The sequence below is a fragment of the Streptomyces sp. SDr-06 genome, assembly GCF_003324565.1.
GTDB lineage: Bacteria > Actinomycetota > Actinomycetes > Streptomycetales > Streptomycetaceae > Streptomyces.
The window spans coordinates 1-23,657 of the sequence record NZ_QOLA01000029.1; the positions used below are offsets into that span (position 1 = coordinate 1).

Annotated in this window: 18 protein-coding genes and 1 rRNA gene; 11 read left to right on the forward strand and 8 right to left on the reverse strand. The window is 72.1% G+C overall.

Annotated features, from left to right (window positions below):
- A 5S ribosomal RNA gene (rrf, locus tag DT019_RS34790) occupies positions 1 to 90 on the forward strand; the annotation flags it as partial.
- A 101-nt stretch (positions 91 to 191) separates the two neighbouring features.
- On the opposite strand, the gene DT019_RS34795 is transcribed toward rrf, so the two are convergent.
- Complete coding sequence (locus DT019_RS34795) at positions 192 to 590, reverse strand: VOC family protein (protein WP_114040993.1); 399 nt, start codon at positions 588 to 590, stop codon at positions 192 to 194.
- A 58-nt stretch (positions 591 to 648) separates the two neighbouring features.
- On the opposite strand from DT019_RS34795, the gene DT019_RS34800 reads away from it, so the two are divergent.
- The 3 genes from DT019_RS34800 (at position 649) to DT019_RS34810 (ending at position 3,488) form a co-directional block, all read left to right on the forward strand.
- Positions 649 to 1,281: a nucleoside/nucleotide kinase family protein gene (locus tag DT019_RS34800; protein ID WP_114040994.1), complete on the forward strand. Its 633-nt coding sequence runs from the start codon at positions 649 to 651 to the stop codon at positions 1,279 to 1,281.
- Positions 1,282 to 1,322: 41 nt separating this feature from the next.
- Positions 1,323 to 2,276: a hypothetical protein gene (locus DT019_RS34805; protein ID WP_114040995.1), complete on the forward strand. Its 954-nt coding sequence runs from the start codon at positions 1,323 to 1,325 to the stop codon at positions 2,274 to 2,276.
- A gap of 81 nt (positions 2,277 to 2,357) precedes the next feature.
- On the forward strand, positions 2,358 to 3,488 hold the full coding sequence (locus tag DT019_RS34810; RefSeq protein WP_114040996.1) for an aminopeptidase P family protein: 1,131 nt from the start codon (positions 2,358 to 2,360) through the stop codon (positions 3,486 to 3,488).
- A gap of 36 nt (positions 3,489 to 3,524) precedes the next feature.
- Here the strand turns inward: DT019_RS34810 and treZ are convergent, their stop codons facing one another.
- Positions 3,525 to 5,264: a malto-oligosyltrehalose trehalohydrolase gene (gene treZ, locus DT019_RS34815; protein ID WP_114040997.1), complete on the reverse strand. Its 1,740-nt coding sequence runs from the start codon at positions 5,262 to 5,264 to the stop codon at positions 3,525 to 3,527.
- A 72-nt stretch (positions 5,265 to 5,336) separates the two neighbouring features.
- Complete coding sequence (locus tag DT019_RS34820; protein ID WP_114040998.1) at positions 5,337 to 6,290, reverse strand: GNAT family N-acetyltransferase; 954 nt, start codon at positions 6,288 to 6,290, stop codon at positions 5,337 to 5,339.
- 189 nt (positions 6,291 to 6,479) lie between these two features.
- On the opposite strand from DT019_RS34820, the gene DT019_RS34825 reads away from it, so the two are divergent.
- Together DT019_RS34825 and DT019_RS34830 are read left to right on the forward strand one after the other, a co-directional pair.
- Positions 6,480 to 7,034 carry a DUF1707 and FHA domain-containing protein gene (locus DT019_RS34825; RefSeq protein WP_114040999.1) on the forward strand — a complete coding sequence of 185 codons (555 nt, stop codon included), beginning with the start codon at positions 6,480 to 6,482 and terminating at the stop codon, positions 7,032 to 7,034.
- 85 nt (positions 7,035 to 7,119) lie between these two features.
- Entirely contained in the window at positions 7,120 to 7,602 is a 483-nt protein-coding gene (locus DT019_RS34830; RefSeq protein ID WP_114041000.1) for a GNAT family N-acetyltransferase, read from the forward strand.
- 30 nt (positions 7,603 to 7,632) lie between these two features.
- On the opposite strand, the gene lpdA is transcribed toward DT019_RS34830, so the two are convergent.
- Positions 7,633 to 9,141, reverse strand: coding sequence for a dihydrolipoyl dehydrogenase (lpdA, locus tag DT019_RS34835; RefSeq protein ID WP_223279912.1), 1,509 nt, complete (start codon positions 9,139 to 9,141; stop codon positions 7,633 to 7,635).
- Between the two features lie 134 nt (positions 9,142 to 9,275).
- Here lpdA and DT019_RS34840 point away from each other — a divergent pair, with 134 nt between their 5' ends.
- Positions 9,276 to 10,208, forward strand: a complete 933-nt coding sequence (locus DT019_RS34840) for a LysR family transcriptional regulator (protein ID WP_189390212.1) — start codon at positions 9,276 to 9,278, stop codon at positions 10,206 to 10,208.
- An 89-nt stretch (positions 10,209 to 10,297) separates the two neighbouring features.
- Positions 10,298 to 11,338: a cytochrome P450 gene (locus DT019_RS34845; RefSeq protein WP_114041002.1), complete on the forward strand. Its 1,041-nt coding sequence runs from the start codon at positions 10,298 to 10,300 to the stop codon at positions 11,336 to 11,338.
- On the opposite strand, the gene treY is transcribed toward DT019_RS34845, so the two are convergent.
- Both treY and glgX read right to left on the reverse strand, forming a co-directional pair.
- The gene (gene treY, locus DT019_RS34850) at positions 11,298 to 13,649 is read right to left on the reverse strand and encodes a malto-oligosyltrehalose synthase (protein ID WP_114041003.1); all 2,352 of its coding nucleotides are present in this window, start codon (positions 13,647 to 13,649) and stop codon (positions 11,298 to 11,300) included. The two genes, DT019_RS34845 and treY, sit on opposite strands and share 41 nt — an antisense overlap.
- 360 nt (positions 13,650 to 14,009) lie before the next feature.
- Positions 14,010 to 16,130: a glycogen debranching protein GlgX gene (gene glgX, locus DT019_RS34855; RefSeq protein WP_114041004.1), complete on the reverse strand. Its 2,121-nt coding sequence runs from the start codon at positions 16,128 to 16,130 to the stop codon at positions 14,010 to 14,012.
- Between the two features lie 324 nt (positions 16,131 to 16,454).
- Between glgX and DT019_RS34860 the strand changes: the two genes are divergently transcribed.
- Together DT019_RS34860 and DT019_RS34865 are read left to right on the forward strand one after the other, a co-directional pair.
- Complete coding sequence (locus tag DT019_RS34860) at positions 16,455 to 17,690, forward strand: SAV2148 family HEPN domain-containing protein (protein WP_114041005.1); 1,236 nt, start codon at positions 16,455 to 16,457, stop codon at positions 17,688 to 17,690.
- Between the two features lie 106 nt (positions 17,691 to 17,796).
- Positions 17,797 to 18,531, forward strand: a complete 735-nt coding sequence (locus DT019_RS34865) for a 3'-5' exonuclease (protein ID WP_114041006.1) — start codon at positions 17,797 to 17,799, stop codon at positions 18,529 to 18,531.
- 31 nt (positions 18,532 to 18,562) lie between these two features.
- Here DT019_RS34865 and DT019_RS34870 read toward each other — a convergent pair whose 3' ends face one another.
- Together DT019_RS34870 and DT019_RS34875 are read right to left on the reverse strand one after the other, a co-directional pair.
- A complete protein-coding gene (locus DT019_RS34870) occupies positions 18,563 to 19,474 on the reverse strand; it encodes a phosphotransferase enzyme family protein (protein WP_114041007.1) in 912 nt (303 codons plus the stop codon).
- A gap of 233 nt (positions 19,475 to 19,707) precedes the next feature.
- On the reverse strand, positions 19,708 to 21,993 hold the full coding sequence (locus DT019_RS34875; protein ID WP_114041008.1) for an MMPL family transporter: 2,286 nt from the start codon (positions 21,991 to 21,993) through the stop codon (positions 19,708 to 19,710).
- Between the two features lie 411 nt (positions 21,994 to 22,404).
- Here DT019_RS34875 and DT019_RS34880 point away from each other — a divergent pair, with 411 nt between their 5' ends.
- Complete coding sequence (locus DT019_RS34880) at positions 22,405 to 23,613, forward strand: S8 family peptidase (protein ID WP_114041009.1); 1,209 nt, start codon at positions 22,405 to 22,407, stop codon at positions 23,611 to 23,613.
- Positions 23,614 to 23,657: the final 44 nt, after the last annotated feature.

The window sequence follows — 23,657 nt, forward strand, 5'->3', positions numbered from 1 at the left end:
CCCGGTTACATTCCGAACCCGGAAGCTAAGCCTTTCAGCGCCGATGGTACTGCAGGGGGGACCCTGTGGGAGAGTAGGACGCCGCCGAACAAATTGTGGGGAAAGCCCCGCACCAGATCTGTAGGAATACAGGTCACGGTGCGGGGCTTTTTCGCGTTGTGGCATGAGCTGCGCCGTCGGTATACGCAGCTTTACCCCGCCGCCGGCTCCAGCAGGTCCCAGCGGTTTCCGTAGAGGTCCTCGAACACCGCGACCGAACCGTACGGCTCGTGGCGGGGTTCCTCCAGAAAGCGCACCCCGGCCGCCAGCATCCGGGCATGGTCGCCCTTGAAGTCCTCGGTATGGAGGAAGAAGCCGACCCGGCCACCGGTCTGGGCGCCCACGCTCGCCCGTTGGGCCTCGTCCTTCGCGCGAGCCAGGAGCAGCGAGACCGCGCCGTCGCCGGTGCCGCGCGGCCGGACCACCACCCAGCGCGAGCCGTCTCCGCGATCGGTGTCCTCGGCCAGTTCGAAGCCCAGGGCCCGGGTGTAGAAGTCGATGGCTTCGTCGTAGTCGCGGACGACAAGCGTGATCAGTGCGATGTGTGGCATGCCCCCAAGGTTATACGTACTACGTGGGTGGCCCGGGAGGCGGTGGAACAATGCGGGGATGGAACTCGACCTTGAGCGGCTGGTCGGGCGGGCCCGCGGGCTCGTCGTTCCCGGCCGTCGCCGCATCCTCGGCATCGCCGGGCCGCCCGGCGCCGGAAAGTCCACGCTGGCGGGGGAGTTGGTGGAGCGGCTCGGCGGCCAGGCCGTCCTCGTGCCCATGGACGGGTTCCACCTGGCCAACCGCGAGCTGCGCCGTCTGGGACGTACCGAACGCAAGGGCGCGCCCGACACCTTCGACGCCGCCGGATACGCCGCGCTGCTCGCCCGGCTGCGTACGCCGGAACGTGGCACGGTGGTCTACGCTCCGGACTTCGACCGGTCGTTGGAGGAGGCGCTGGCCGGGAGCATTCCGGTCGCCGCGGAGGTGCCGCTCGTCGTCACCGAGGGCAACTACCTGCTGCACGACGAGGGGGACTGGGCGAAGGTCAGGGATCTCGTCGACGAGGTCTGGTATCTCCATCTCGACGACGGCGAGCGGGTGCGCAGACTCGTCGAGCGGCATGTGCGGCACGGCCGACCCCGGCCTCGGGCCGAGCGATGGGTCAGTGAGTCCGACGAGGTCAACGCACGTCTCGTGGCCGAGGGGCGCGCGCGGGCGGATCTTGTCATCACCGGCACGCTCACTGGGTAGGCTCGCAGCTCTGGCGACTGTGCGAGGGGAAGGCAGCAGACGTGGGGATATTCCGACGAGGGCCCAAGCGGGACGCGAGCGACGTTCCGAGGGACCCCGAGTTCGGCTTCTTCTCGACCGACGAGGGCGCCCGTTTCCGTGCCGTGGTCCGGGAGGCGTTCGCCGAGCTGGGCCTGGAGGTCACCGTCTACGCGGACATGGTCAAGGACAGCGCCGGCCGCCAGTTCGGCCTCGGCAACCTCGCGGCCGTCTGCCACAACGAACCGCGCGGCCCGCGGGTGTGGCCGGAACTGATTCGCAAGCACGTCGGCATGGTGCTGCGCACCATGGAAGCGCCCTCTGCGCTCGAAACCATGGCTCCCGAGCAGATCCGGGCCCAGCTCTATCCCCGGGTGATCAGCGGCGACGGGCTCGACGCACAGAGCTTCGGCTATGCGCGCAGCGTCGCGCCCGGGCTCTACGAGATCCTCGCGCTCGACCTACCGGAGAGCGTCATGATGCTCACCGACGAGGCTCTCGAACCGCTCGGCAAGGTGCCCGACCTGCGTGAGCAGGCCCTGCGCAATCTGCGGGAGCTGCCCGTCGAGGCGCATGAGACGGTCAAGGGCGACGACGGGATGCGCTTCGACCTCGTCGTCGGAGACTCCTTCTACACGGCGAGTCGCGTGCTCGCCCTGGAAGCCGTCGTGCGTCAGGTCACGGGACGCGAGCTCCCGCCGGAGGGGGCTCTGGTGGCGATGCCCTTCCGCCACCAGCTCGCCTTCCACGTCATCCGCGATTCCGGCATGGTGCTCGCCCTCAACGCCATGGCCTCGTTCGCGGCCTCGGGGTACGAGGACACTCCCGGGTCGATCAGCCCGTACGTCTACTGGTGGCGCGGCGGCACGCTCACCCAGCTCAGCGACCGGGACGGCGAGGGGCTGCGCATCGTGGTGGGCGAGGAGTTCGGCGAACTGCTCGAGCGCCTCGTCGACGAGGAGACGGAGGGACTGTGACCGGCTGAACGGGATCGGGGGAGGGCGGCCGGGCCGTTCATTCCCCTCGCGGGCGTGGGGGCGTCCGGGCAGGATGAGGCCATGCCTACGACGCCCACTCCCGCACCCTTCACCGCCGACGACTACCGGGCCCGGATGGCTCGCGCCGCCGAGTCCGCCGCAGATGCCGGGCTGGCCGGTGTGCTGGTCGCGCCCGGCCCCGATCTCGTCTACCTCACCGGCTACCAGCCGACCGCCATCACCGAGCGGCTCACCGTCCTGGTGCTGGCGGCCGGCCAGGACCCGGTCCTCGTCGTGCCGACCCTGGAGGCGCCCGACGCCGCGCACGCGGCCGGGGCCGCCGCGCTCACCCTGCGGGACTGGACCGACGGCAAGGACCCGTACACCGTGACGGCCCCGCTCCTCGACGTCGACGGGCGTTTCGGGGTCAGCGACAACGCGTGGGCGATGCATCTGCTGGGCCTGCAGAAGGAGCTGCCCGGCACGTCGTACGTCTCGTTGACCGAGGCGCTGCCCATGCTGCGGGCCGTCAAGGACGAGCACGAGCTGGCCCGCCTGGAAGCGGCGGGCGCGGCGGCGGACGAGGCGTACGGCGAGATCGTGAAGGTGCGTTTCGCGGGCCGCAAGGAGACGGAGGTGGCCGCCGATCTGGCCGCCCTCCTGATGAAGTACGGCCATTCCCAGGTGGACTTCACCGTCGTCGGCTCCGGGCCCAACGGCGCCAACCCGCACCACGAGGCCGGCGACCGCACGATCGGGCACGGCGACATGGTCGTCCTCGACTTCGGCGGCCTCAAGCACGGTTACGGCTCCGACACGACCCGCACCGTCCACGTCGGCGAGCCCAGCGAGGAGGAGCGGCGCGTCCACGACGTGGTGCGCGCGGCACAGCAGGCGGGCTTCGAGGCGGTCAGGCCCGGCGTCGCCTGCCAGGACATCGACCGCGCGGCCCGCGCGGTGATCGCGGACGCCGGGTACGGCGAGTACTTCATCCACCGCACCGGCCACGGCATCGGCGTGACCACGCACGAGCCGCCGTACATGATCGAGGGCGAGGAGCGGCCGCTCGTGCCCGGGATGTGCTTCTCCATCGAGCCGGGCATCTATCTGCCCGGCCGGTTCGGCGTCCGGATCGAGGACATCGTCACCGTGACGGATGACGGCGGGCGGCGTTTCAACAACACCGACCGCGCCATGGCCATCGTCGAGTAACCGCCGCCCTCGTCAAGGGCGTTGACTGCGCGGGCCTCAGCGGTCGAGGACCGCGCACGACTCCGGCGGCATCAGCAGCACCCCGTCCGCGCCCGGCGTTCCGACCGGCTCCCAGGCCGCGAGGACCCGGCCGCCGCCCCCGAGCCTGATCCTGACCGCCTCCTTGGAGAGGTTGACCACGATCCGCAGGTCGCCGCGCCGGTAGGTGAGCCAGCGTGCCTCCTCGTCGTACGCCACCTTGACGGCCGCCAGGTCGGGGTCCGTCAGATCGGCCCGGGCGTGGCGCAGGGCGATGAGCTCGCGGTACCAGGCCAGCAGCCTGGCGTGCGGCTCGCCCGTGGGCTCCGTCCAGTCCAGGCACGAGCGCTGCCGCGTCGCCGGGTCCTGGGGGTCGGGGATGTCCTCGGCGGCCCAGCCGTGGGACGTGAACTCCCGCCGCCTGCCCTCCCGTACGGCCCGCGCGAGGTCGGGGTCGGTGTGGTCGGTGAAGAACTGCCAGGGGGTGCGCGCGCCCCACTCCTCGCCCATGAAGAGCATCGGCGGGAACGGGCTGGTCAGCGTCAGTGTCGCCGCGCAGGCGAGCAGGCCCGGCGACAGGGAGGCCGAGAGGCGGTCGCCCTGGGCCCGGTTGCCGATCTGGTCGTGGGTCTGCGCATAGCCGAGGAAGCGGTGGGCGGGGGTGCGGGCGCGGTCGACGGGGCGGCCGTGGAGGCGGCCGCGGAAGCTGGAATACGTACCGTCGTGGAAGAACACCCTGGTCAACGTCTTGGCGAGGGCGGAGAGCGGGGCGCGTGCGAAGTCGGCGTAGTAGCCCTGGGATTCGCCGGTGAGGGCGGTGTGCAGGGCGTGGTGGAAGTCGTCGTTCCACTGGGCGTGCAGGCCGAGGCCGCCCTCGCCGCGCGGCGTGGTGGTGCGCGGGTCGCAGGTGTCGGACTCGGCGACGAGGAAGAGCGGCCGGCCCAGCTCGGCGGCGAGCACGTCGACCGCCGTCGAGAGTTCTTCCAGGAAGGTGAACGCGCGGGTGTCGGCCAGCGCGTGCACCGCGTCCAGCCGCAGCCCGTCCAGGCGGTAGTCGCGCAGCCAGGCCAGCGCGCTCTCCAGGAGGTAGGCCCGCACCTCGTCGGAGCCCGCGGCGTCCAGGTTGACGGCCGAGCCCCAGGGCGTGTGGTGGGTGTCCGTGAAGTACGGCCCGAAGGCGGGCAGGTGGTTGCCGGACGGGCCGAGGTGGTTGTGCACGACGTCCAGGACCACGCCGAGCCCCTGGGCGTGCGCCGCGTCGACGAACCGCTTCAGCGCGTCGGGCCCGCCGTAGGGCTCGTGCACCGCCCACAGGGAGACCCCCTCGTACCCCCAGCCGTGGCGCCCCGGGAAGGGGCACACCGGCATCAGCTCGATGTGCGTGATGCCCAACTCGGCCAGGTGGGGCAGCCGTTGAACGGCCGCGTCCAGGGTGCCCTCGGGTGTGAAGGTGCCCACGTGCAGCTCGTACAGGACGGCCCTCTGGAGCGGGCGGCCCGCCCAGGGGTGCTGCCAGGTGAAGGTGTCGTGGACGACGACCGCGCTGAGGCCGTCCGGGCCGTCGGGCTGGCGGCGCGACCTCGGGTCGGGCCGCACCGGGCCGTCGTCCAGTACGAATCCGTAGCGGTCGCCGGGATGCCCTTCGGCCTCGGCCAGCCACCAGCCCGCGCGCACGGGATGGCGGGTCATGGGATGGGTCGCGCCCTCCAGAAGAAGGGCGGTCCGGTCGGCGTTCGGCGCCCACACTTCGAACAGCACTGGCGGTCCCCCTGTCGTAGCCGGTTGCGACCATGGTGCGACACAGGAGGGGGACACGCCCGCAATTCGGGACTACTTCCAGACCATGTTGATCGCGCGCTCGAAGGTGACATAGCCCGCGCGGGCGAACGCGTTGGCCATGGGGACGTTCGGCAGGTCCGTGGCGGCGCGGATCCGGGGCACGTCCTGGGCGGCCAGGACGCGCGTTCCCTCGGCGAGGAGGTCGTCGATGTAGCCGTGGCCGCGATGGGCGGGCAGCACCCCGATGTACGCGATGACGGGGTTGTAGTTGTTGCGGGCCGGGATCACGAACCCGACGGGCCCGCCGCCGTCCTTGAGCTCGGCGATCCGCCACCATGTGGGCGGCGACCTGAAGGTCGCGAACTCCTCCTCGTACATGCGCTCCGCGCTTTCGCGCGGGGTCATGGTGCGCAGCTCCTCGCGGGTGTGCTCGTCCAGCGAGTTCTCCACGACGAGCGTCATCAGTGCGATGAGCTCCTCGCGGTCGGTGGCCGGCCGGAACGACAGCCTCGTGGAGGGCTCGGGGACCGGGGTGCCCGCACGCCACTCCAGGCGCAGCCGCTCGACGAGCGGGGTCGCGCCGGAGGCGGCGAGGATGTTCAGCCTCGTCTCGACGACCTCGCGGGCGGCGGCGTCCTCGCGCCAGTCGCCGGGCACGAAGCGGCCGTACTCGGGGCGGTCCGCGCCCGCGGGGACGACCTCGGCGGTGGCGGTCTCCAGGAGCCGCAGGCCGATCTCGTGGCGCTCCGCCGCGGGCAGGGTGTCGTCGACGTCGAAGAAGTCGAGACTGAGCGGCGGCCCGCCGCTCTTCGCGGTCCACCAGGCGATGCGCGCCAGCACCCGGCCGTCGCGCAGGGCCACCCACATCCAGTCCGGGATGCGGCGACCAGTGGCCAGATCGTCCTCGAGTTCGTGGTCGAGAACGTAGGAAAGCTGGTGGAAGAGCCCGAGTTCGTCGGGCCCGGCGAGCGGACGAATGGTCACGTCCGACGCGGAAGTCGTCAAGAGGGTCCCCTCAGAGGTTTACGAAGTCGGCAGACCCTAACAGCGCACGAGGTGTGGTCGGCAAGGCAATTGTCGGAACCGGTCTCTCTGCGTCGCAGGTCAGCGCCTGAGCGAACGTGGGGGCGGGCTCCCGGGGGAGGGCGGCCCGCTGCTGGACACGTCCGGCCCCGGGGACGGACAATCGCTGATGTGACGCCCTCCTTCGAGTTCCCGACCTCCTCGGCGCCCGCTCGGCTTTCCGACGCGGAGCGCGACCGGGTGCTGGAGGTGCTGCGCGAGGGCGCCGCCGAAGGCAAGCTGTCGCACGACACGTTCCTGCGCCGGATGGAGCTGGCCCTGGCCGCCCGCCGGTCCGACGAACTGGTCGCCCTCACCGCCGACTTGCAGAGCGGAGGCCGCTGGTCGAAGGCGGTCTTCGGGGCGGTCGGCCGGGTCTCGGAGTTCTCCGTCTCGCTGCGCAGGGCCTGGCAGGGCGAGCGGTTGCCGAAGCTCCTGTTCCCCGCGCCGGGCCCGTACCCGCTGCGGATCGGCCGCGACCCCGCCAACGGGCTCCGGCTGAGCCACGAGACGGTGTCGCGCGTGCACGCCGAGCTCGTCTTCCAGGCCGGGATGTGGCAGTTGCGCGACCTCGGCTCGACCAACGGGACGTGTGTGAACGGGCGTCGGGTGACGGGCGCCGTGGCCGTGGCCGACGGCGATCAGGTCAGCTTCGGCCGGATGGCCTTCCGGCTCGCCACCCGCTGAGCCCCTTCCGCTCCCGCAGCGCTGCTGACCAGGGCTAATGCCGCTGACTCGGGGTGTTGTCAGTGGGGTGTCGCATCATGGCGGTATGAACGATCAGCCTCGGGTGCGGCACGCCCGCCCCGCCGACCTGCCCCGCCTGGCCGAACTTGCCGCGGAGCACGCCGCGTACGAGAAGTCGGCCGGTCCGGCACCCGGTTTCGCCGAGCGGCTCGGCGCGCTGCTCTTCACCGCCGAGCGGCCCCGCTTGCGCTGCCTGGTCGCCGAGATACCGGGCGGTGAGGTCGTCGGATACGCCACCTGCGCACCGGAGGTGTCGACCTGGGACGCCCGCGAGTACCTGCACATGGACTGCCTGTTCCTGCGCGATGGCCACCGCGGCCTGCGCCTCGGACCGCTCCTGATGGAGGCGGTGGCGGCCGAGGCACGGGCGCTCGGGCTCGTGGAGATCCAGTGGCAGACCCCGGAGTGGAACGAGGGGGCGGTCAGGTTCTACGAGCGCCTGGGTGCCACCGGCAAGGCGAAGGTGCGGTACGCGCTGCCGGTGACCCCTGGTCCGTCCGGCCGGTAAGTAGGCGTGCGGGCAGGGGACTTGGAGCGTTCACTGCTGATGGAGGCCTCGTCCGGCCAGGGTGAGGAAGGTCTCGCCGACGGCCTCCGAGAGCGTGGGGTGGGCGTGGATGTGGCGGGCCACGTCCGAGGCCTCGGCGTCCCAGCCCACGATCAGCTGGCTCTCGGCGATCATCTCGGAGACGTTCGGGCCGACGAGGTGGACGCCGAGCACCCGCCCCTCGCGTTCGGCGACGACCTTCGCCACCCCGCCCTGCCCGTGCACCATGCCCTTGGCGACCGCCGTCAGCGGCATGGTGTTGACCACGACGTCGTGTCCGCGGCCGCGGGCGTCCGCCTCGGTCAGTCCCACCGAAGCGGTCTGCGGCGAGGAGTACGTGACCCGGGGCACCGCCGCGTAGTCGACCGGCGCGGAGCCCACCCCGGCGAGCGCCTCGGCGACCAACAGGCCCTCCGCGAACGAGGCGTGGGCCAGACCGAGGGAGGGAGGCGGCAGCAGATCGCCCACCACATGAATGCCGGGGACCGCGGTTTCCAGACGCGACCAGTCGGCCGGGGCGACGAAGCCCCGCTCGTCGACGGCGAGTCCGGCCGCGGCCAGGTCGAGCCCGTCGGTGACCGGAGCGCGGCCCACCGCGACCAGGAGCCGCTCGGCCTCAAGGGTGCGGACCTCGCCGCGCGCGGTGCGCACCGAGGCACGCACCCCGTTCTCCAGGACGGTCGCGTCGATGAAGCGGGCTCCGGTCTGCACATCGATGCCGCGCTTCTTGAGTCCCCGCGTCAAGTGGCGGCCGACATCGGCGTCTTCGAGCGGCACCAGCCGGTCGGCGGCCTCCACCAGCGTGACCTGGGCGCCCATCGAGCGGTGGAACGAGGCGTACTCGACGCCGATCGCGCCGCCGCCCAGGACCAGCACCGACTGGGGAAGTCCGGGGGCGAACAGGGCGTCGTCGCTGGTGACCACGCGCCGCCCGTCCGCCGCCAGCCCCGGCAGCATGCGCGGCCGCGACCCCGTGGCCAGCACGATGCCGCGCCGGGCCACCACGTGTCCGTGACCCTCGACATGGACGCTCCTGGGGCCCGTCAACCGGGCCCCGCCCCGCAGCACTTGGACGTGCGCGTGCGACAGATGGCCCTCCACGCCCTTGTGGTTGCGGGAGACGATGTCGTCGCGGTTCGCCACCAGCGCCTGCCAGTCGATCGAGTCCACGCTCGCCTTCACCCCCCACCGCTCGCGCGCCTCGGCGATCCCGTCCACCAGTTCGGCGGCGTGCAGCATCGCCTTGCTGGGGATGCAGCCGCGGTGCAGGCAGGTGCCGCCGACCTTGTCGCGCTCGGCGAGCACGACCGTCAGGCCCAGGGCGGCGGCCCGCAGGGCGGTGGAATAGCCGCCGGTTCCGCCGCCGATCACGATCACATCGGCCACGCGGGACCCGGCCCCAGGGCTCTCGGTCACGCGGTCGCCCGCGCGTCCGGTCACGGGCTCGGTCACGTACGTGGCCAGGGGTTCGGTCGGGGGCGTCATCATGGGATCGGTCATGCGGCAAGCCTCCGCCCCGCCGCTGCCATGAGTCCAAGGCAATGTTCTTGTGACACCGATGCACAATGCTTATGGCGTGCAGGGGGCACCCGAGACCAGCGGGACCAGGGGGACATGGAGTGAGCCTGCGACAGATGGAGTACTTCGTCACGGTCGTCGAGGAGGCGTCGTTCACCCGGGCCGCCGAGCTCCTGCACGTCACCCAGCCCGCGCTGTCCCACCAGATCAAGGCGCTGGAGAGGTCCGTCGGCGGCGAGCTGCTCGAACGGCTGCCGCGTGGTGTGCGGCTCACCTCCATGGGCCGCGCCTTCCTGCCGCACGCCCGGCTCGCGGTGCGCAGCGCGCTCCAGGCCCAGCGCGCGGCCCGCGCGGCGGCCGGTGCCGAGGGCGGCGAACTCCACATCGCCTCCGTGCACGCGATCGCCGTCGGCGTGCTGCCCGACGCCTTCGCCCGCTGGCGGCGCACCCACCCCGGCGTGCGGCTGATCCTTCACGAGTACGCCACCGCCGAGGCGCTGGAGGAGGCGCTCGAACGGGGCGCCGCCGACCTCGCCGTCGGGCCCCCTCCGCAGCGCTGGGAGGGCCCCGTCGTGCCCGTCGGTGAGGAGGAGGTCGCCCTGGTCGTCGCCTTCGACGATCCGCTCGCGGGACGCTCGTCCGTCCGGCTCGAAGAACTCGCCGACCACGACTGGGTGCGGTGCGCGATGGAGCCCGTCGTCGACGGCCGGCCCTTCCTCGACCTGGTCTGCGAACGGGCCGGGTTCACCCCGCGCACCGTCGTGCGCACCGAGCACACCTCGACGGCGGTACGGATGGCCGCGGCCGGGGTCGGGGTGGTCGCCGCCCCTACCCACGTGGTGCGCGGCGGGATCGGTGAGGACTGTGTGCTGCTCCGCGTCGAGCCCTCCTGGAAGCGCCCCCTGACCGTGTTCTCACGGGTCGAGCTGGTCGGCGCCGCGGCCTCCTTCACCGAACTGCTGCGCGGCTCAGCGCCGTACGGCCGGCGTGAGCCCTCACCCGTACGGCCGAACGCCGATCGCGGCTGCCCGGCCGAGGTGGTCCGCTGAGAGCAGTCACCGGGCCCGGCGGCGCCCGAGCGGGACCGCTCGAAGCCGCCCGACCGCGCCCCGCCGGGCGCCGAGCGGGGAGGCGCGCCATGACGACCGTCGAGCCGCCCGGGGCGGCAACGGCCCCGGCCGTCGCCACCGCGCCCCGCACCCTCTCGCTGCTCGCTCCCGCGTCCCGTCGCGATCCGTACGCCTTCTACCGGACCCTGCGCGAGGACCACCCCCTGCTGTGGGACGGCAGACTGGGGGCCTGGCTGGTCAGCCGGTACGCGGATGTCGCCCCCGCGTTCGGCGCCCCCGGCCTCGCCGGACCCCGCGACGGGTCGTGCTGCGGGCCGGGCACCGTGCGCTGCGCGCAGGAGTACGCCGCGCCCGAGAGCGCCTTCGCGCTGCTGCGCGAGGTGTGCGCACGCACCGCGTACGTACTGGCCCGGCGGCTCGCCGGACGCCGGGAGGCCGACCTGGTCGAGGAGTTCTGCCGCTGGCTCCCGACCGGCACGATCGCCGCCGCGACCGGACGCTCCTACGCCGCCGTGATGGGCCGCACCGGTTCGGCGCCCGACCGCAACCGCGCGGAGGCACCCGCCGCCACGGACCTGGGCCGCCGCCGGGGCGGCACCGGGGTGGCGCTCCTCGCGGCGCGCTGCGCGGACCAGGCGGCGCTCACCGGCCAGGCCCTTGCCTCACTCCTGGCCAACCTCCTCGACCATCCCGAGCAGTTGGAGCTGGTGAGGGCGGTCCCGGCGCTGATCGGGCAGGCGTGGGACGAGGCGCTGCGGCGCAACCCGCCCGTCCACGTGGTGCTCCGCCGGGCCGTCGGCGACCTCTCCATATCCGGCGGCACCGTCCCGGCCGGGGCCGCGGTCGCCCTGCTCGTCGGGGCCGCGAACCGTGACCCCGACCGCTTCCCCGACCCCGACCGCTTCGACCTGCACCGCACCGCCCCCGAGGCCCTCGCCCTCGGCCCCGCCGACTGCCCGGTCGCCCGGGTCGCCGAACTCCAGGCGGAGTGCGCGGTCAGCGCCCTGCTCACCGCCATGCCCGGGCTGCGCAGGGCCGACGCCTTCGAGCCGACCGAGAGCGGCCTGCTCACCCGCTCCCCGCGCCGTCTCCTGGTGTGGCCCTCCTGAGCAGCGCCACCGGGAAGGGGGCGAACAGGTCCGCCAGGTCCACCGCCCCGGTGAACTGCCGCCCGGGCTCCAGGACATCGGCCCAGCGGCCCTCCGGCAGCGGCAGCCGCGTGTCCGCCCAGCCGCCCGCTTCCGCGAGACGCAGCGAGAGCCGGGTCACGGCCGTCACCACCTCGCCCGAGCGGCAGAAGGCCACACAGTGCGCGGCGCGGGGGCCCAGGGCCGTCAGTTCCGCGTAGGTCCCCGACTCGCCGAACACCCCGGGCAGTTCACGTCGCAGCCGCACCGCCGCCAAGGTCACCCGGAGCTTGTCGCCGGGGTCGGCGAGGGCGGCCGGGTCGAACCGCACCGGACGCCGGTTGTCCGGGTCCACAAGCGCCGCGTACTCCGCCTCCGTGCCCTGGTAGAGGTCCGGCACGCCCGGCATCGTCAGATGCAGCAGCGCGGCGCCGAGGCTGTTGGCCCGCGCGGCGGACCGCGTCTCCCGCGCGAACTCCTCTACTGCGCAAGCCAGTTGCCCGCCCGGACCGGCCTCGACGAAGTCGCTCACCGCCTTCTCGTAGCCGGGGTCCTGTTCCGTCCAGCCCGTGTGCAGACCGGCCTCGCGCACCGCCTTGAGCAGCGCCGCCCCGAGCCGCTCCGGCTCCGCCGCGCCGCCGAGGCCGACCGACGTCTGCCACGCGACCCAGGCGAGATGCGGATCGGGCGCCCGCGCCCCCGCCACGCGGTCGAGCAGGGCGGCCCACCGCCCCGGGCACTCGGACAGCACCGCGATGCGGGCCCGCACCTCCGCGCTGCGCTTGGTGTCGTGCGTGGACAGCACCGTGCCGGTGCTCGGCCAGTCACGGGCGAGGCGGGAGCAGAACGCGTGGAACTCGCCCGGATCCACCGAAGGCCGCCCCGGGTCCCCGCCCACCTCGTTCACCGAGAGCAGGGGCGTGTACCGGTAGAAGGCCGTGTCCTCGACGGACTTGGCGTGCAGCGCCGACGACGTCTGGGCGAAGCGGGTACGGAACCGCTCCCGCTCCTGGCCCTCGCCGAGCCGACCGAGGGCCAGGTCCCGCACCACGTCCACCGCCGCCGACTCCTCCGCGACCGGGAACGCCGCCTTTGTCTCCAGGGCTGCCGAGGCGGGCAGCGCCGGCTCCCCACCGAACCGGTAGGGGCGGTAGACGGGCACGCGGACGAGGAGCTCGCGCAGGGCGAGCCGCAGCGCCCAGGGCGCGTGATCGCGCAGTTCGGGTGCGCCCGCCGCGCAGATGCGCCCCGCCAGGCGCACCAGGTACTCGGTCTCGGCCGCCAGCTCGTGCGTCAGGACCCGGTAGGCGGCGCGGCGCACCGTCGGCGCCCAGTGCCCGCCCCGATCGCCGCTCACCCCGGTGAACTCCCGGTACTGGCCGCCGAGTTCCTTAAGTCCGGCCGGGTCGGTGAACAGGCCGTCGATGTGCCGCAGCGCGTCGTACCCGGTGGTCCCGGCGACCGCCCAGCCCGCGGGCAGCCGCTCGTCGCCGGTGAGGATCTTCTCGACGACCGTCCAGCGGCCGCCCGTCGCCTCGTTCAGGCGGTGCAGATAGGCCTCGGGGTCCGCGAGGCCGTCCGGATGGTCGACGCGCAGCCCGTCCGCGACTCCGTCGTGGACCAGCTCCAGGATCTTGGCGTGCGTCGCGGCGAAGACGTCCTCGTCCTCCACCCGGATGCCGATCAGGTCCGCGATGGTGAAGAAGCGCCGGTAGTTGAGCTCGGTCCTGGCCAGCCGCCACCAGCCGAGCCGGTACCACTGGGCGTCGAGCAGTTCCGGCAGCGGCAGGCCCGCCGTGCCCTCCCGCAGGGGGAAGCACTGCTCGCCGTACCGCAGTACGTCGCCGTCCACCGTCAGACGGTCCAGCTCCGCGCCCAGCGGCCCGGCGAGCACCGGCAGCAGGACCCGCCCCTCGCCCGCCGCCCAGTCGATGTCGAACCACGACGCGTACGGCGAGGCCGGGCCGGAGCGCAGCACGTCCCACAGCTGACGGTTGTGGCGCGCCGCCGCCGACATGTGGTTGGGCACGATGTCCAGGATCAGGCCGAGCCCGAACTCGCGTGCCCGCGAGGACAGTTGGCGCAGTCCGGCCTCGCCGCCCAGCTCCTCACGTACGGTGGAGTGGTCGGTGACGTCGTAGCCGTGGGCCGAGCCGGGCACGGCCTCCAGGACCGGCGACAGATGCAGATGTGAGACTCCGAGCTCCGCCAGGTAGGGCAGCGCCTCCTCGGCGGCGGCGAACGGGAAACCGGGCTGGAGCTGGAGCCGGTAGGTCGCGGTGGGCTGGGTCATATGAACCTACGTACCCCGTCCGGCCGCTTCTGTTCCTTCGGTCCCCGTGTATGCCCCGGTCGGCCGCTTCGGCTTCGCCCGATGGCCGGATCCCCGCAGGCCTGCGCAAGGTGCCTGCCCTGCCGGGGCCGCTGCTTCCCGTGCTCCTTCCACGGACGGCTGCCGACGGCCAGGTGCCGACCGGGCAGGGTGCCCCTGGTCGCCGTGACCGGCCCGGTTCCGGACGTCTCCCGGCGCCCCCGGCATCCCCGGTCGACGGCCGACCGAACGGTGGTCGCGTACACGGCCGCCCTGTGCCGGAGCCCACTGACCATCGGACTCCGGCACAGGTCACGGCCGTTGAGGCCCCGGAAGGGGACGCTAGGCGGGACGCCGCAGCACGGTCAGGCTCCGCCCGATCAACACCACCCGCTCGCCCGCGGCCACCTTGGGGCCCTCACCCGGCGGCACGCCCTCGGGCCGTGCGGTGTCGACCACCACCTGCCACTGCCGGCCGTGGTTGACCGGCACCACGAAGTCGATCTCCTCCGCGCTGGCGTTGAACATCAGCAGGAACGAGTCGTCACCGATGCGCTCGCCGCGCGGGCCCGGCTCGGAGATCGCGTTGCCGTTGAGGAACACCGACAGCGCCTTCGCGTTCGCGGACTGCCAGTCCCGGTCCGCCATCTCCTCGCCCTCGGGGGTGAACCAGGCGATGTCGGAGAGCTCGTCGTGCGTGCCCTGCACGGGGCGGCCGTGGAAGAAGCGCCTGCGCCGGAAGACCGGATGGTCCCGGCGCAGCCCCACCATGGCCCGGGTGAACGCCAGCAGCGTGCCGTCGGCGTCGTCACCTGGGTCCGGCCAGTGCACCCACGACAGCTCCGTGTCCTGGCAGTACGCGTTGTTGTTGCCGCCCTGGGTGCGGGCGAACTCGTCGCCGTGGCTGAGCATGGGCACGCCCTGCGACAGCATCAGGGTGGCGACGAAGTTCCGCATCTGCCGGGCGCGCAGCGCGTTCACCTCACCGTCGTCGGTGGGGCCCTCGACGCCGCAGTTCCAGGAACGGTTGTGGCTCTCGCCGTCCCGGTTGCCCTCGCCGTTGGCGTCGTTGTGCTTGTCGTTGTACGAGACGAGGTCGTTGAGGGTGAAGCCGTCGTGACAGGTGTGGAAGTTGATGGACGCCAGCGGCCGCCTCCCGTCGTCCTGGTAGAGGTCGGACGAGCCGGTGAGGCGCCCGGCGAACTCGGCCAGCGTGCGCGGCTCGCCGCGCCACAAGTCCCGTACGGTGTCGCGGTACTTGCCGTTCCACTCGGTCCACAGCGGCGGGAAGTTGCCCACCTGGTAGCCGCCCTCGCCCACGTCCCACGGCTCCGCGATCAGCTTGACCTGGCTGACCACCGGGTCCTGCTGGACCAGGTCGAAGAACGAGGAGAGCCGGTCCACCTCGTGGAACTGGCGGGCCAGCGTCGCCGCGAGGTCGAAGCGGAAGCCGTCCACGTGCATCTCGGTGACCCAGTAGCGCAGCGAGTCCATGATCAGCTGGAGGACGTGCGGGGACCGCATGAGGAGGCTGTTGCCGGTGCCGGTGGTGTCCTCGTAGTAGCGAGGGTCCTCGGCGAGCCGGTAGTACTGCGCGTTGTCCAGGCCGCGGAAGGAGAGGGTCGGGCCGAGGTGGTTGCCCTCGGCCGTGTGGTTGTAGACGACGTCGAGGATGACCTCGATGCCCGCCTCGTGCAGCGCCCGGACCGCCTGCTTGAACTCCAGGACCTGCTGGCCGCGGTCGCCCCAGGAGGCGTAGGCGTTGTGCGGGGCGAAGAACCCGATGGTGTTGTAGCCCCAGTAGTTCGACATCCCGGCGTCCGCGAGCCGGTGGTCGTTCACGAACTGGTGCACCGGCATCAACTCAAGGGCCGTGACGCCCAATTGCGTGAGGTGGTCGATGACGGCCGGATGGGCGAGGGCCGCATAGGTGCCGCGCTGGTCCTCGGGGAGCTCCGGATGGAGCATCGTCAGGCCCTTGACGTGGGCCTCGTAGAAGACGGTGTGGTGGTAGTCGGTCCGCGGCGGCCGGTCGTCGCCCCAGTCGAAGAACGGGTTGACCACCACCGAGGCCATCGTGTGCGGCGCCGAGTCCAGGTCGTTGCGGCTGTCGGGCCGCCCGAAGTGGTAGCCGTAGACCGACTCGTTCCATTCGATGCTGCCGCTTATGGCACGTGCGTACGGGTCGAGCAGCAGCTTCGCCGAGTTGCAGCGATGTCCCTGCTGCGGCTCGTACGGTCCGTGCACCCGGAAGCCGTAGCGCTGGCCCGGCAGGACGCCGGGCAGATAGGCGTGGCGCACGAACGCGTCGGACTCGCGCAGCTCGACGGCGGTCTCCGAGCCGTCGTCGTGCAGCAGACACAACTCGATCCGACGGGCGGCCTCGGAGAAGACCGCGAAATTGGTCCCGGCGCCGTCGTACGTGGCGCCGAGTGGGTAAGCCTGTCCCGGCCATACCTGCATGGGCAAGACTCTTCCACTTCCGCTCGGGGTGCTGAGGGGCTGTTCGGCCAGATCCTCCCTGAAAAGACGACGGTCACCCAGGACGTGCGCGTGCGCCAATGGGTGACCCCGGTCAGCTCGGTGCGGGCAAGCGCTATGAATCAGCTCACCCCGTCAGATAGTGCCCATCAGAACAGGCCGTATCCTCTGCCGAGTTGGGAAACTCGACTCGGCATCGGGCTGCAGCGCCTCCGGCTCCCGGAGTACCCTTCCTTGATCGTTGAAGGCTGTGCGGGGCGGGTCGGGCCCGCAGGGGTTTGCCGGGGGGCGGAAGGCGGTGCGCGGGTGAGCTCGGGAGGCCTTGAGCTGCCCCCTGGTGACACGGGTCATGAGGGGGAGTCCGGCGACATCCCGCCCGGGGCGGTCTCCCTCGCGCGTCCGATGGAGATCGGGGCGGAGCTGGACTGGGGCGCGGACGCCTGGAGCGAGGTGCGTACGCGAGCGCAGCGGGCCGGGCGTGCCTACATCTGGCTGAACCTGGTGGAGCAGCGGCTGCGCGCCGTGGTGGCGGCCGTCCTGCGGCCGATCTACGAGCCGGTCCACGGCGACGACTGGGTGGTCGCGGCGGCCGGGCCGGCGGGCCAGGAGTGGGTGCAGCGCGCCGTCGCGGTCCGCGAGGTCTCGCGCCGCAAGGGCTATCTGCTCGACCCCGCGGACGACAACGTGCTCAGTTTCCTCACGCTCCCGCAGCTGCGCGAGCTGATGGTGCAGCACTGGCCCTGCTTCGAGCCGTATGTGGACGACCGGCGCGATGTCGAACTCGCCCTGGACGAGCTGGAGGTGGCGCGCAACGTCGTCTCCCGCAACCGGGCGCTGAACGAGGCCGTGCTCGCCCAGGCGGAGCGGGCCTCGGCGCGGCTCCTGGACGTGCTCGGCGGTGCGGGCGGCGCCCCGGGCGCACACCGCCTGCCCATCGACGCGGTGGAGGAACTGGTCGGCGACCGGTACGCCGATGTCGTCTCCGTGCACTCCGACCGGGTGCGCCTGCAGCGCCAGCTGCCCGCCGAGGACCTCTTCGGCGGCGCCCGCCGGCTGGACGCGATAGGCATCGGGCTCAACCTCCTGGTGCAGAACTACTCGGGCCGCCGACTGGTGCGGCTCGCCGAGTCGGGCTGCCGCGTGCGACTGCTCTTCCTCAATCCGGCGAGCAGCGCCGTCAAGCGCCGTGAGCGTGAACTCGGCCTGAAGAAGGGCGAGTTGAGCCGTTCCGTGGAGATGAACATTCTGCACATGCGGCGGGTGCGGGCCCGGCTGCGCGATCCGGGGGCCTTCGAGATCCAGGTCTTCGACGAGACGCCGCGCTTCACCGCCTACCTCGTGGACGGCGACGGCGCGGACGGCGTCGCGGTCGTGCAGTCCTATCTGCGGCGCGCGCGGGGGATGGAGGCGCCGGTGCTGGTGCTGCGCGGGGGCGGGCGGCGGGGCGTCGTGCGGCCGGGCCAGGACGTGGAGCACGGGCTCTTCGAGACGTACCGCGAGGAGTTCGAGTCCGTCTGGACTGATTCGCGCCCCGTGTCCTGAATTGTGGCGAGGTTTCCTCGATGGATTCCGGCCGCCCGGCCGATTGTCAGTGCCGCGTGCGAGGGTGGTCGTCAACTGGGGGAAAGCACCACGAAGGAGGGGCAGCATGAGCTGGCACCTGGAGCCGCTGGTCGGCTTCGACCTGGAGACGACCGGCACCGAGCCGCGCGAGGCGCGCATCGTGACGGCCGCGATCGTCGAACTGCGGGGGGCCGACGTGGTGGGGCGGCGCGGCTGGCTCGCGGATCCGGGGATACGGATCCCGGCGCAGGCCTCCGCGGTCCACGGGATCAGCAACGAACGGGCCTCGGCTGAGGGCAGGCCCGCCGCCGAGGTGGCCGACGAGGTCGCCGAGGCGCTGACCGGGCACTGGCGCCGGGGCGTGCCCGTGGTCGCCTACAACGCGGCCTTCGATCTGACGCTCCTCGCCGCCGAGCTGCGGCGGCACCACCTGCCCTCGCTGACCGACCGGCTCGACGGAGCCCCCATAGGGCCCGTCGTCGATCCATACACGATCGACCGCTCGGTCGACCGCTACCGCAAGGGCAGGCGCACCCTCGAAGCGGTGTGTGTCGAGTACGGAGTGGTCCTGGAGGCGGCGCACGACGCGGGGTCGGACGCCCTGGCGGCGGCCCGGGTGGCCGTGGCGATAGCCGAGCGCCACCCGCAGGTGGCGCGGCTCGCACCGGGGGAGCTGCATGACCGTCAGATCCACTGGTACGCCGAGTGGGCCGCCGACTTCCAGCGGTTCCTGCGCACGAAGGGCACGGCCGACGCGGTCGTCGACGGCTCCTGGCCGCTGCGCGAACTGACCCCGGCCCAGGCCCAGGCCCAGGCCTGAGGCCGGAGCCGGGGCGCGCCCGGCGGGTCGCTCAGAACGGATACCAGCGGACCGCGGGGTCCCCGTCGCGCAGCGAGGCCACGCGGCGGCGGAATTCGTCGAGCGCCTTCGGGTTGGTGGGGGCGTGCTGGGCGACCCAGGCGCAGCTGGCCGTCTCCCGCGCGCCCCGCAGCACCGCGCAGCCGTCCCACTCGCGTACGTCCCAGCCATAGGCGGTGACGAACGCGTCGTACTGCTCGGCGGGCAGGCCGTACCGGTCGCGGGACAGCGCCATGACGACCAGGTCGTGTTCGCGGAAGTCGGCGGAGAACGTCTCCAGGTCGACCAGGACCGGCCCTTCGGGGCCGATGTGCACATTGCGGGGGAGGGCGTCGCCATGGATGGGGCCGAGCGGCAGATGGGGAGTGAGCGCGGCGGCCGCGGCCGCGAAGCCGTCCCTGCGGGCCCTCAGATACGCGGCGTCGGCCGGGTCGATCGCGTCACCGGCCAGGCGTAGCCAGCGCTCGACACCCCCGAGGAGCTCACGGCGGGGCAGCGGAAAGGGAGGCTCCGGCAGGGCGTGGACGCGTCGCAGGAGTGCGGCCAGATCGGCCGGGGTGGCCGGGCGTTCGGCGGCGGGCAGCCGGTGCCACACGGTCACCGGGTGGCCCTCGACCAGCCGGGGCTCGGGTTCTGCGGCCCGGACCGCGGGGATGCCGGCCTCGGCGAGCCAGGTGGCGATGGCCAGTTCGCGCTCGGCGCGGTCGAGGAGCTCGGGGTGGGCGGTGGCATCGCGGCCGACCTTGACCACCAGAGCGTCCGCCGGGGTGTGCGCGGCGCCGGGCAGCGCGAAGACCGCGTTCTCGCCCAGGGCCAGCAGCTCGGCCTCGGCGGCTCCGGCGAGACCGCCGGGGTCGCTCAGTGCCGCGGCGGCCAGCAGTTCGCGCGCCCGTGCCTCGTCCATGCTCGTCTCCCGGTGCTCGTCCCGTACCGGCCAAGTCTCGCATTCAGGCAGGTCGTCCTGGTGTGCGGGCGGTGGTGGCCGCGTCCACGATCGAGCGGTCCGCGCGGGCACCCGGAGTGGGAGGGCGAGCGAGCAGAACCCGGCGGGCCATCAGCGACGGGCTGATGGCCCGCCAGGTTCTGGACCGGGGGCGGCTCCCTGAGGCCGCCGCCCCCGGCATCCGGCCGGGTCCGTCAGACCCGTACCGCTCCCTCCGGGTGCCCCGGCCCGTCCCCCGAACGGGCCGGGGCGGTCTGTGCCGGCGCGTGCGCCGGGTCCTCGTGGGTGAGGTCGGGCAGCCAACGCAGCCACGTCGGGAAGTACCAGTTGCGGTCGCCGAGCAGCGCCATCACCGCCGGGAGCAGGACGCCGCGGATCAGGGTCGCGTCGATCAGGACGGCGGTGGCCAGGCCCACGCCCATCTGCTTCATCGACTGCATGGACAGCGTGCCGAAGATCGCGAAGACCGCCACCATGATGATGGCCGCGCTCGTCACCACCCCCGCCGTCGTCACCACGCCGTGGGCGACGGCGTCCCGGGTCGTACGGCCCTGGAGCTTCGCCTCGCGGATCCGGGAGACCACGAAGACGTGGTAGTCCATCGACAGGCCGAACAGGATGACGAAGAGGAAGAGCGGCAGCCAGGACACGATCGCGCCGACACCCTGCGCACCGACCAGCGAGGCGCCCCAGCCGTGCTGGAACACGGCGGTCAGGATGCCGTAGGCGGCGCCCACCGACAGGAGGTTGAGCACGATCGAGGTGACGGCGATGGTGAGGGACCGGAAGCAGAGCAGCATCAGAAGGAAGGCGAAGACGACGACGAACGCGAAGACCGGGGCGACCGCACCGACGATCTGGGCGTTGAAGTCCTTCGACCCCGCGACCTGACCGGTGATGGGCGCCTTGAGGCCCGCCACCTTGCCGAGCGTGTCGGGGCGTACGTGGTCGCGGAGCAGGTCCAGGCTCTTCTCGGCCCTGCCCTGGTCGGAGCCGCCGACCAGCGGGACCGAGATGGTCGCCACGTTCTCGGCGTCGTGCGTGGCGAGGACGACCGGGCCGTGGGAGGCGCCCGAACCGAGCGCCTGCGCACGGAAGTCCGCGAGCGCCTTGCGGACCTCGGGGGCGTTGATGTCGGCGGCCTTCACCACGACCTCGGCCGGGCTCGCCCCGCCGGGGAAGGCCTCGTTCACGCGGTCGTAGGTGCGCACGACCGGCAGCGAGTCGCCGAATTCCTGGTCCAGGGTGAGGTTCTGGGTGTGCATGCCGAGTGCGGGCAGCGCGATGGCGACCAGCGCGCCCGCCGCCACGATCAGGGCGGTCCTCGGCCTGCGCAGGACTGCGCCGAGGACGGCGCGCCAGATACGGCTCTCGCCGTTCCGGTTGGCCGTGCCGCCCTTGAGCCGGTTCAGGAACGGGACGCGGCCCTTCTCCACACGCTCGCCGAGCAGCGAGAGCAGTGCGGGCAGCACGGTCACCGAGCCGACCATCGCGACCGCGACGACCATCAGGGAGGCCAGGCCCATGGCCTCGAACTCCGCGAGACCGGTGAAGAGCATGCCCGCCATGGCGACGCACACCGTCACCCCGGAGACGATGATCGCCCGGCCGCTGGTGGCGGCCGCGATCCGCAGCGCCGTCTGCGCGTCGCGCCCGGCGGCCCGCTCCTCGCGCTCGCGGCGCAGATAGAACAGGCAGTAGTCGACGCCGACGGCCAGACCCACCAGGAGCATCACCGAGTTGGCGGTGTCGCTCATCGGCTGGAGGTGGCTGACCACGGCCATCAGGCCCATCGTCGCGACGATCGCGGTCAGCGCGAGGGCCACCGGGAGGAGCGCCGCGACCAGGGCGCCGAACGCGATGAGCAGGATGCCGAAGGCGACGGGCACCGCCGAGTACTCGGCCTGCTTGAAGTCGTCGCCGAACGCGTCGCTGAACGTCTTGCTCATGCTGGCGCCGCCGATCTCCTCGATCCGCAGCCCCGGGTGGTCCTTCTGCACGGCGGCCACCGCGTCGAGGACCGGCGCGACGCGGTCCTTGGCGGTGTCCGGATCGCCGCGCACGTCGAACTGGACGAGGGCGCTGTGCCCGTCCTTGGAGATGGTCCGGGTGTCGTACGGAGAGGTCACCTTGGTGACCTGGCCCGTGCCCTCGACCGCCTTCAGCACGGCGGCCACCGCCGAGCGGAACTCCGGCGCGGTGGCGTTCGCCGCCGAACCGCCCTGTCCCACGGACTGGATGAGCACGGTCTCGCCCGCCGGCTCCTTCAGACCCGCGTCCTCGATGATCCCCGCGGCCTGGCCGACCTCGCCCGACAACTGCCGGCTCTGCTGCACATCGGTCCGCCCCGACGCCGATCCCACCACCGTCGCCAGGACGACGAACAGCAGCCAGATCAGTACCGCCGCCCATCGATGGCGCGCGCTCCAGCCACCCGCCCGGGCGGCGACGCCGCGCACCTTCGTGACCCCATGCCCCATGTCCCGCTTCCCCCCTGGTGGTGGACGACGGCCGGGTGCCGTCGCCACCCTTCGACGCTAGGGGCGCGATCCGGCCGCCTCGTCCTGCTCCCAGGTGAGCTCGTGGGACTCCGGCTCATCCCTGCGGTGTGGCGACATCCCCACCGAGGAGTACCGAAGCCCCTTACACGTAAAGGGAGTTGAAGCGGACTCAAGGTCGACGAGTTCACACAGCGTGTCCACCAGCCCTCCACAGAGCCCGAGTTGCCCCCTGCTGGCCGGTTTCTGATTACAGAAGATTGTTGAGTAAGTCACAGCTGAATGAAGGCCTTGATCTGCGCTCGTCAATCGGCAAGGGTTTCGAACCAGCCCCGGAAAGTTTCCGTCCGGTAGGCAAACCCCCCACAAATAGTGACGAGGAGACCCCTCTTCATGGCATCTCACAAGCGTGCGAGCAAGAAGATCAAGCTCACCGCAGCCATAACCGCCGTCGTAGCGGCGGCCGGAGTGACCGCGCTGAACTCCCCGTTCGCCGGAGCCGCCCCCGCCGAAGGCACGGTCTTCGGACTGAACGCCCAGGACGCGGTCGATGGAAGCTACATCGTCCTCCTCGACAAGTCGGCGACGGCCGAAGCCAAGCGCAAGCTCGCCGAGGAATACGGCGGAACGTTGCGTCGCGACTACTCCTCCTCCCTCAACGGCTTCTCCGCGAGCGGGCTTTCGCAGACCCAGGCCAAGCGTCTGGCCGCAGATCCCTCCGTCGGCAAGGTCGTACAGAACAAGAAGTTCCACATCAACGCGGAGCAGGCGAACCCGCCGTCGTGGGGCCTGGACCGGATCGACCAGACCGACACCAAGGGCGACGGCACGTACAAGTACCCGGACAGCGCCGGGGACGGCGTCACCGCGTACGTGATCGACACCGGAGTCCGCATCTCCCACAAGGACTTCGGCGGGCGGGCCTCCTACGGCTTCAACGCGGTCGACAACAACGACAAGGCCGACGACGGCAACGGCCACGGCACGCACGTCGCGGGCACCATCGCGGGGACCGAGCACGGCGTGGCCAAGAAGGCGAAGATCGTCGCGGTGCGGGTCCTCGACAACCAGGGCTCCGGCAGCACCGAGCAGGTCGTCGCGGGCATCGACTGGGTCACCAAGAACCACAAGGGCCCCTCGGTCGCCAACCTCAGCCTCGGCGGCACCGCCGACCCGGCGCTCGACGAGGCCGTCCAGAAGGCGATCGCCTCCGGGGTCACCTTCGGAGTGGCGGCCGGAAACGAGTCCGCCGACGCGGGCAACGGCTCGCCGTCGCGCGTCAAGGAGGCGATCACCGTCGCCTCCTCCACCAAGGACGACCAGCAGTCCAGCTTCTCCAACTTCGGCTCCGTGGTGGACCTTTACGCCCCCGGCTCGGACATCACCTCCGACTGGAACACCAGCGACACCGCCACCAACACCATCTCCGGTACGTCCATGGCGACCCCGCATGTCGTCGGCGCGGCAGCGGTCTACCTCGCCGGCCACAAGGACGCCAACCCGGCCCAGGTCTCCGACGCCCTCACCAAGGGCGCCACGGCGGACAAGATCTCCAACGCGAGTCCGGGCACCCCGAACAAGCTGCTGAAGATCGTCGAGTAGACGGCGTCCGGCAGCACTGAACGGCGGCCCCCGCGCCCGTCCCC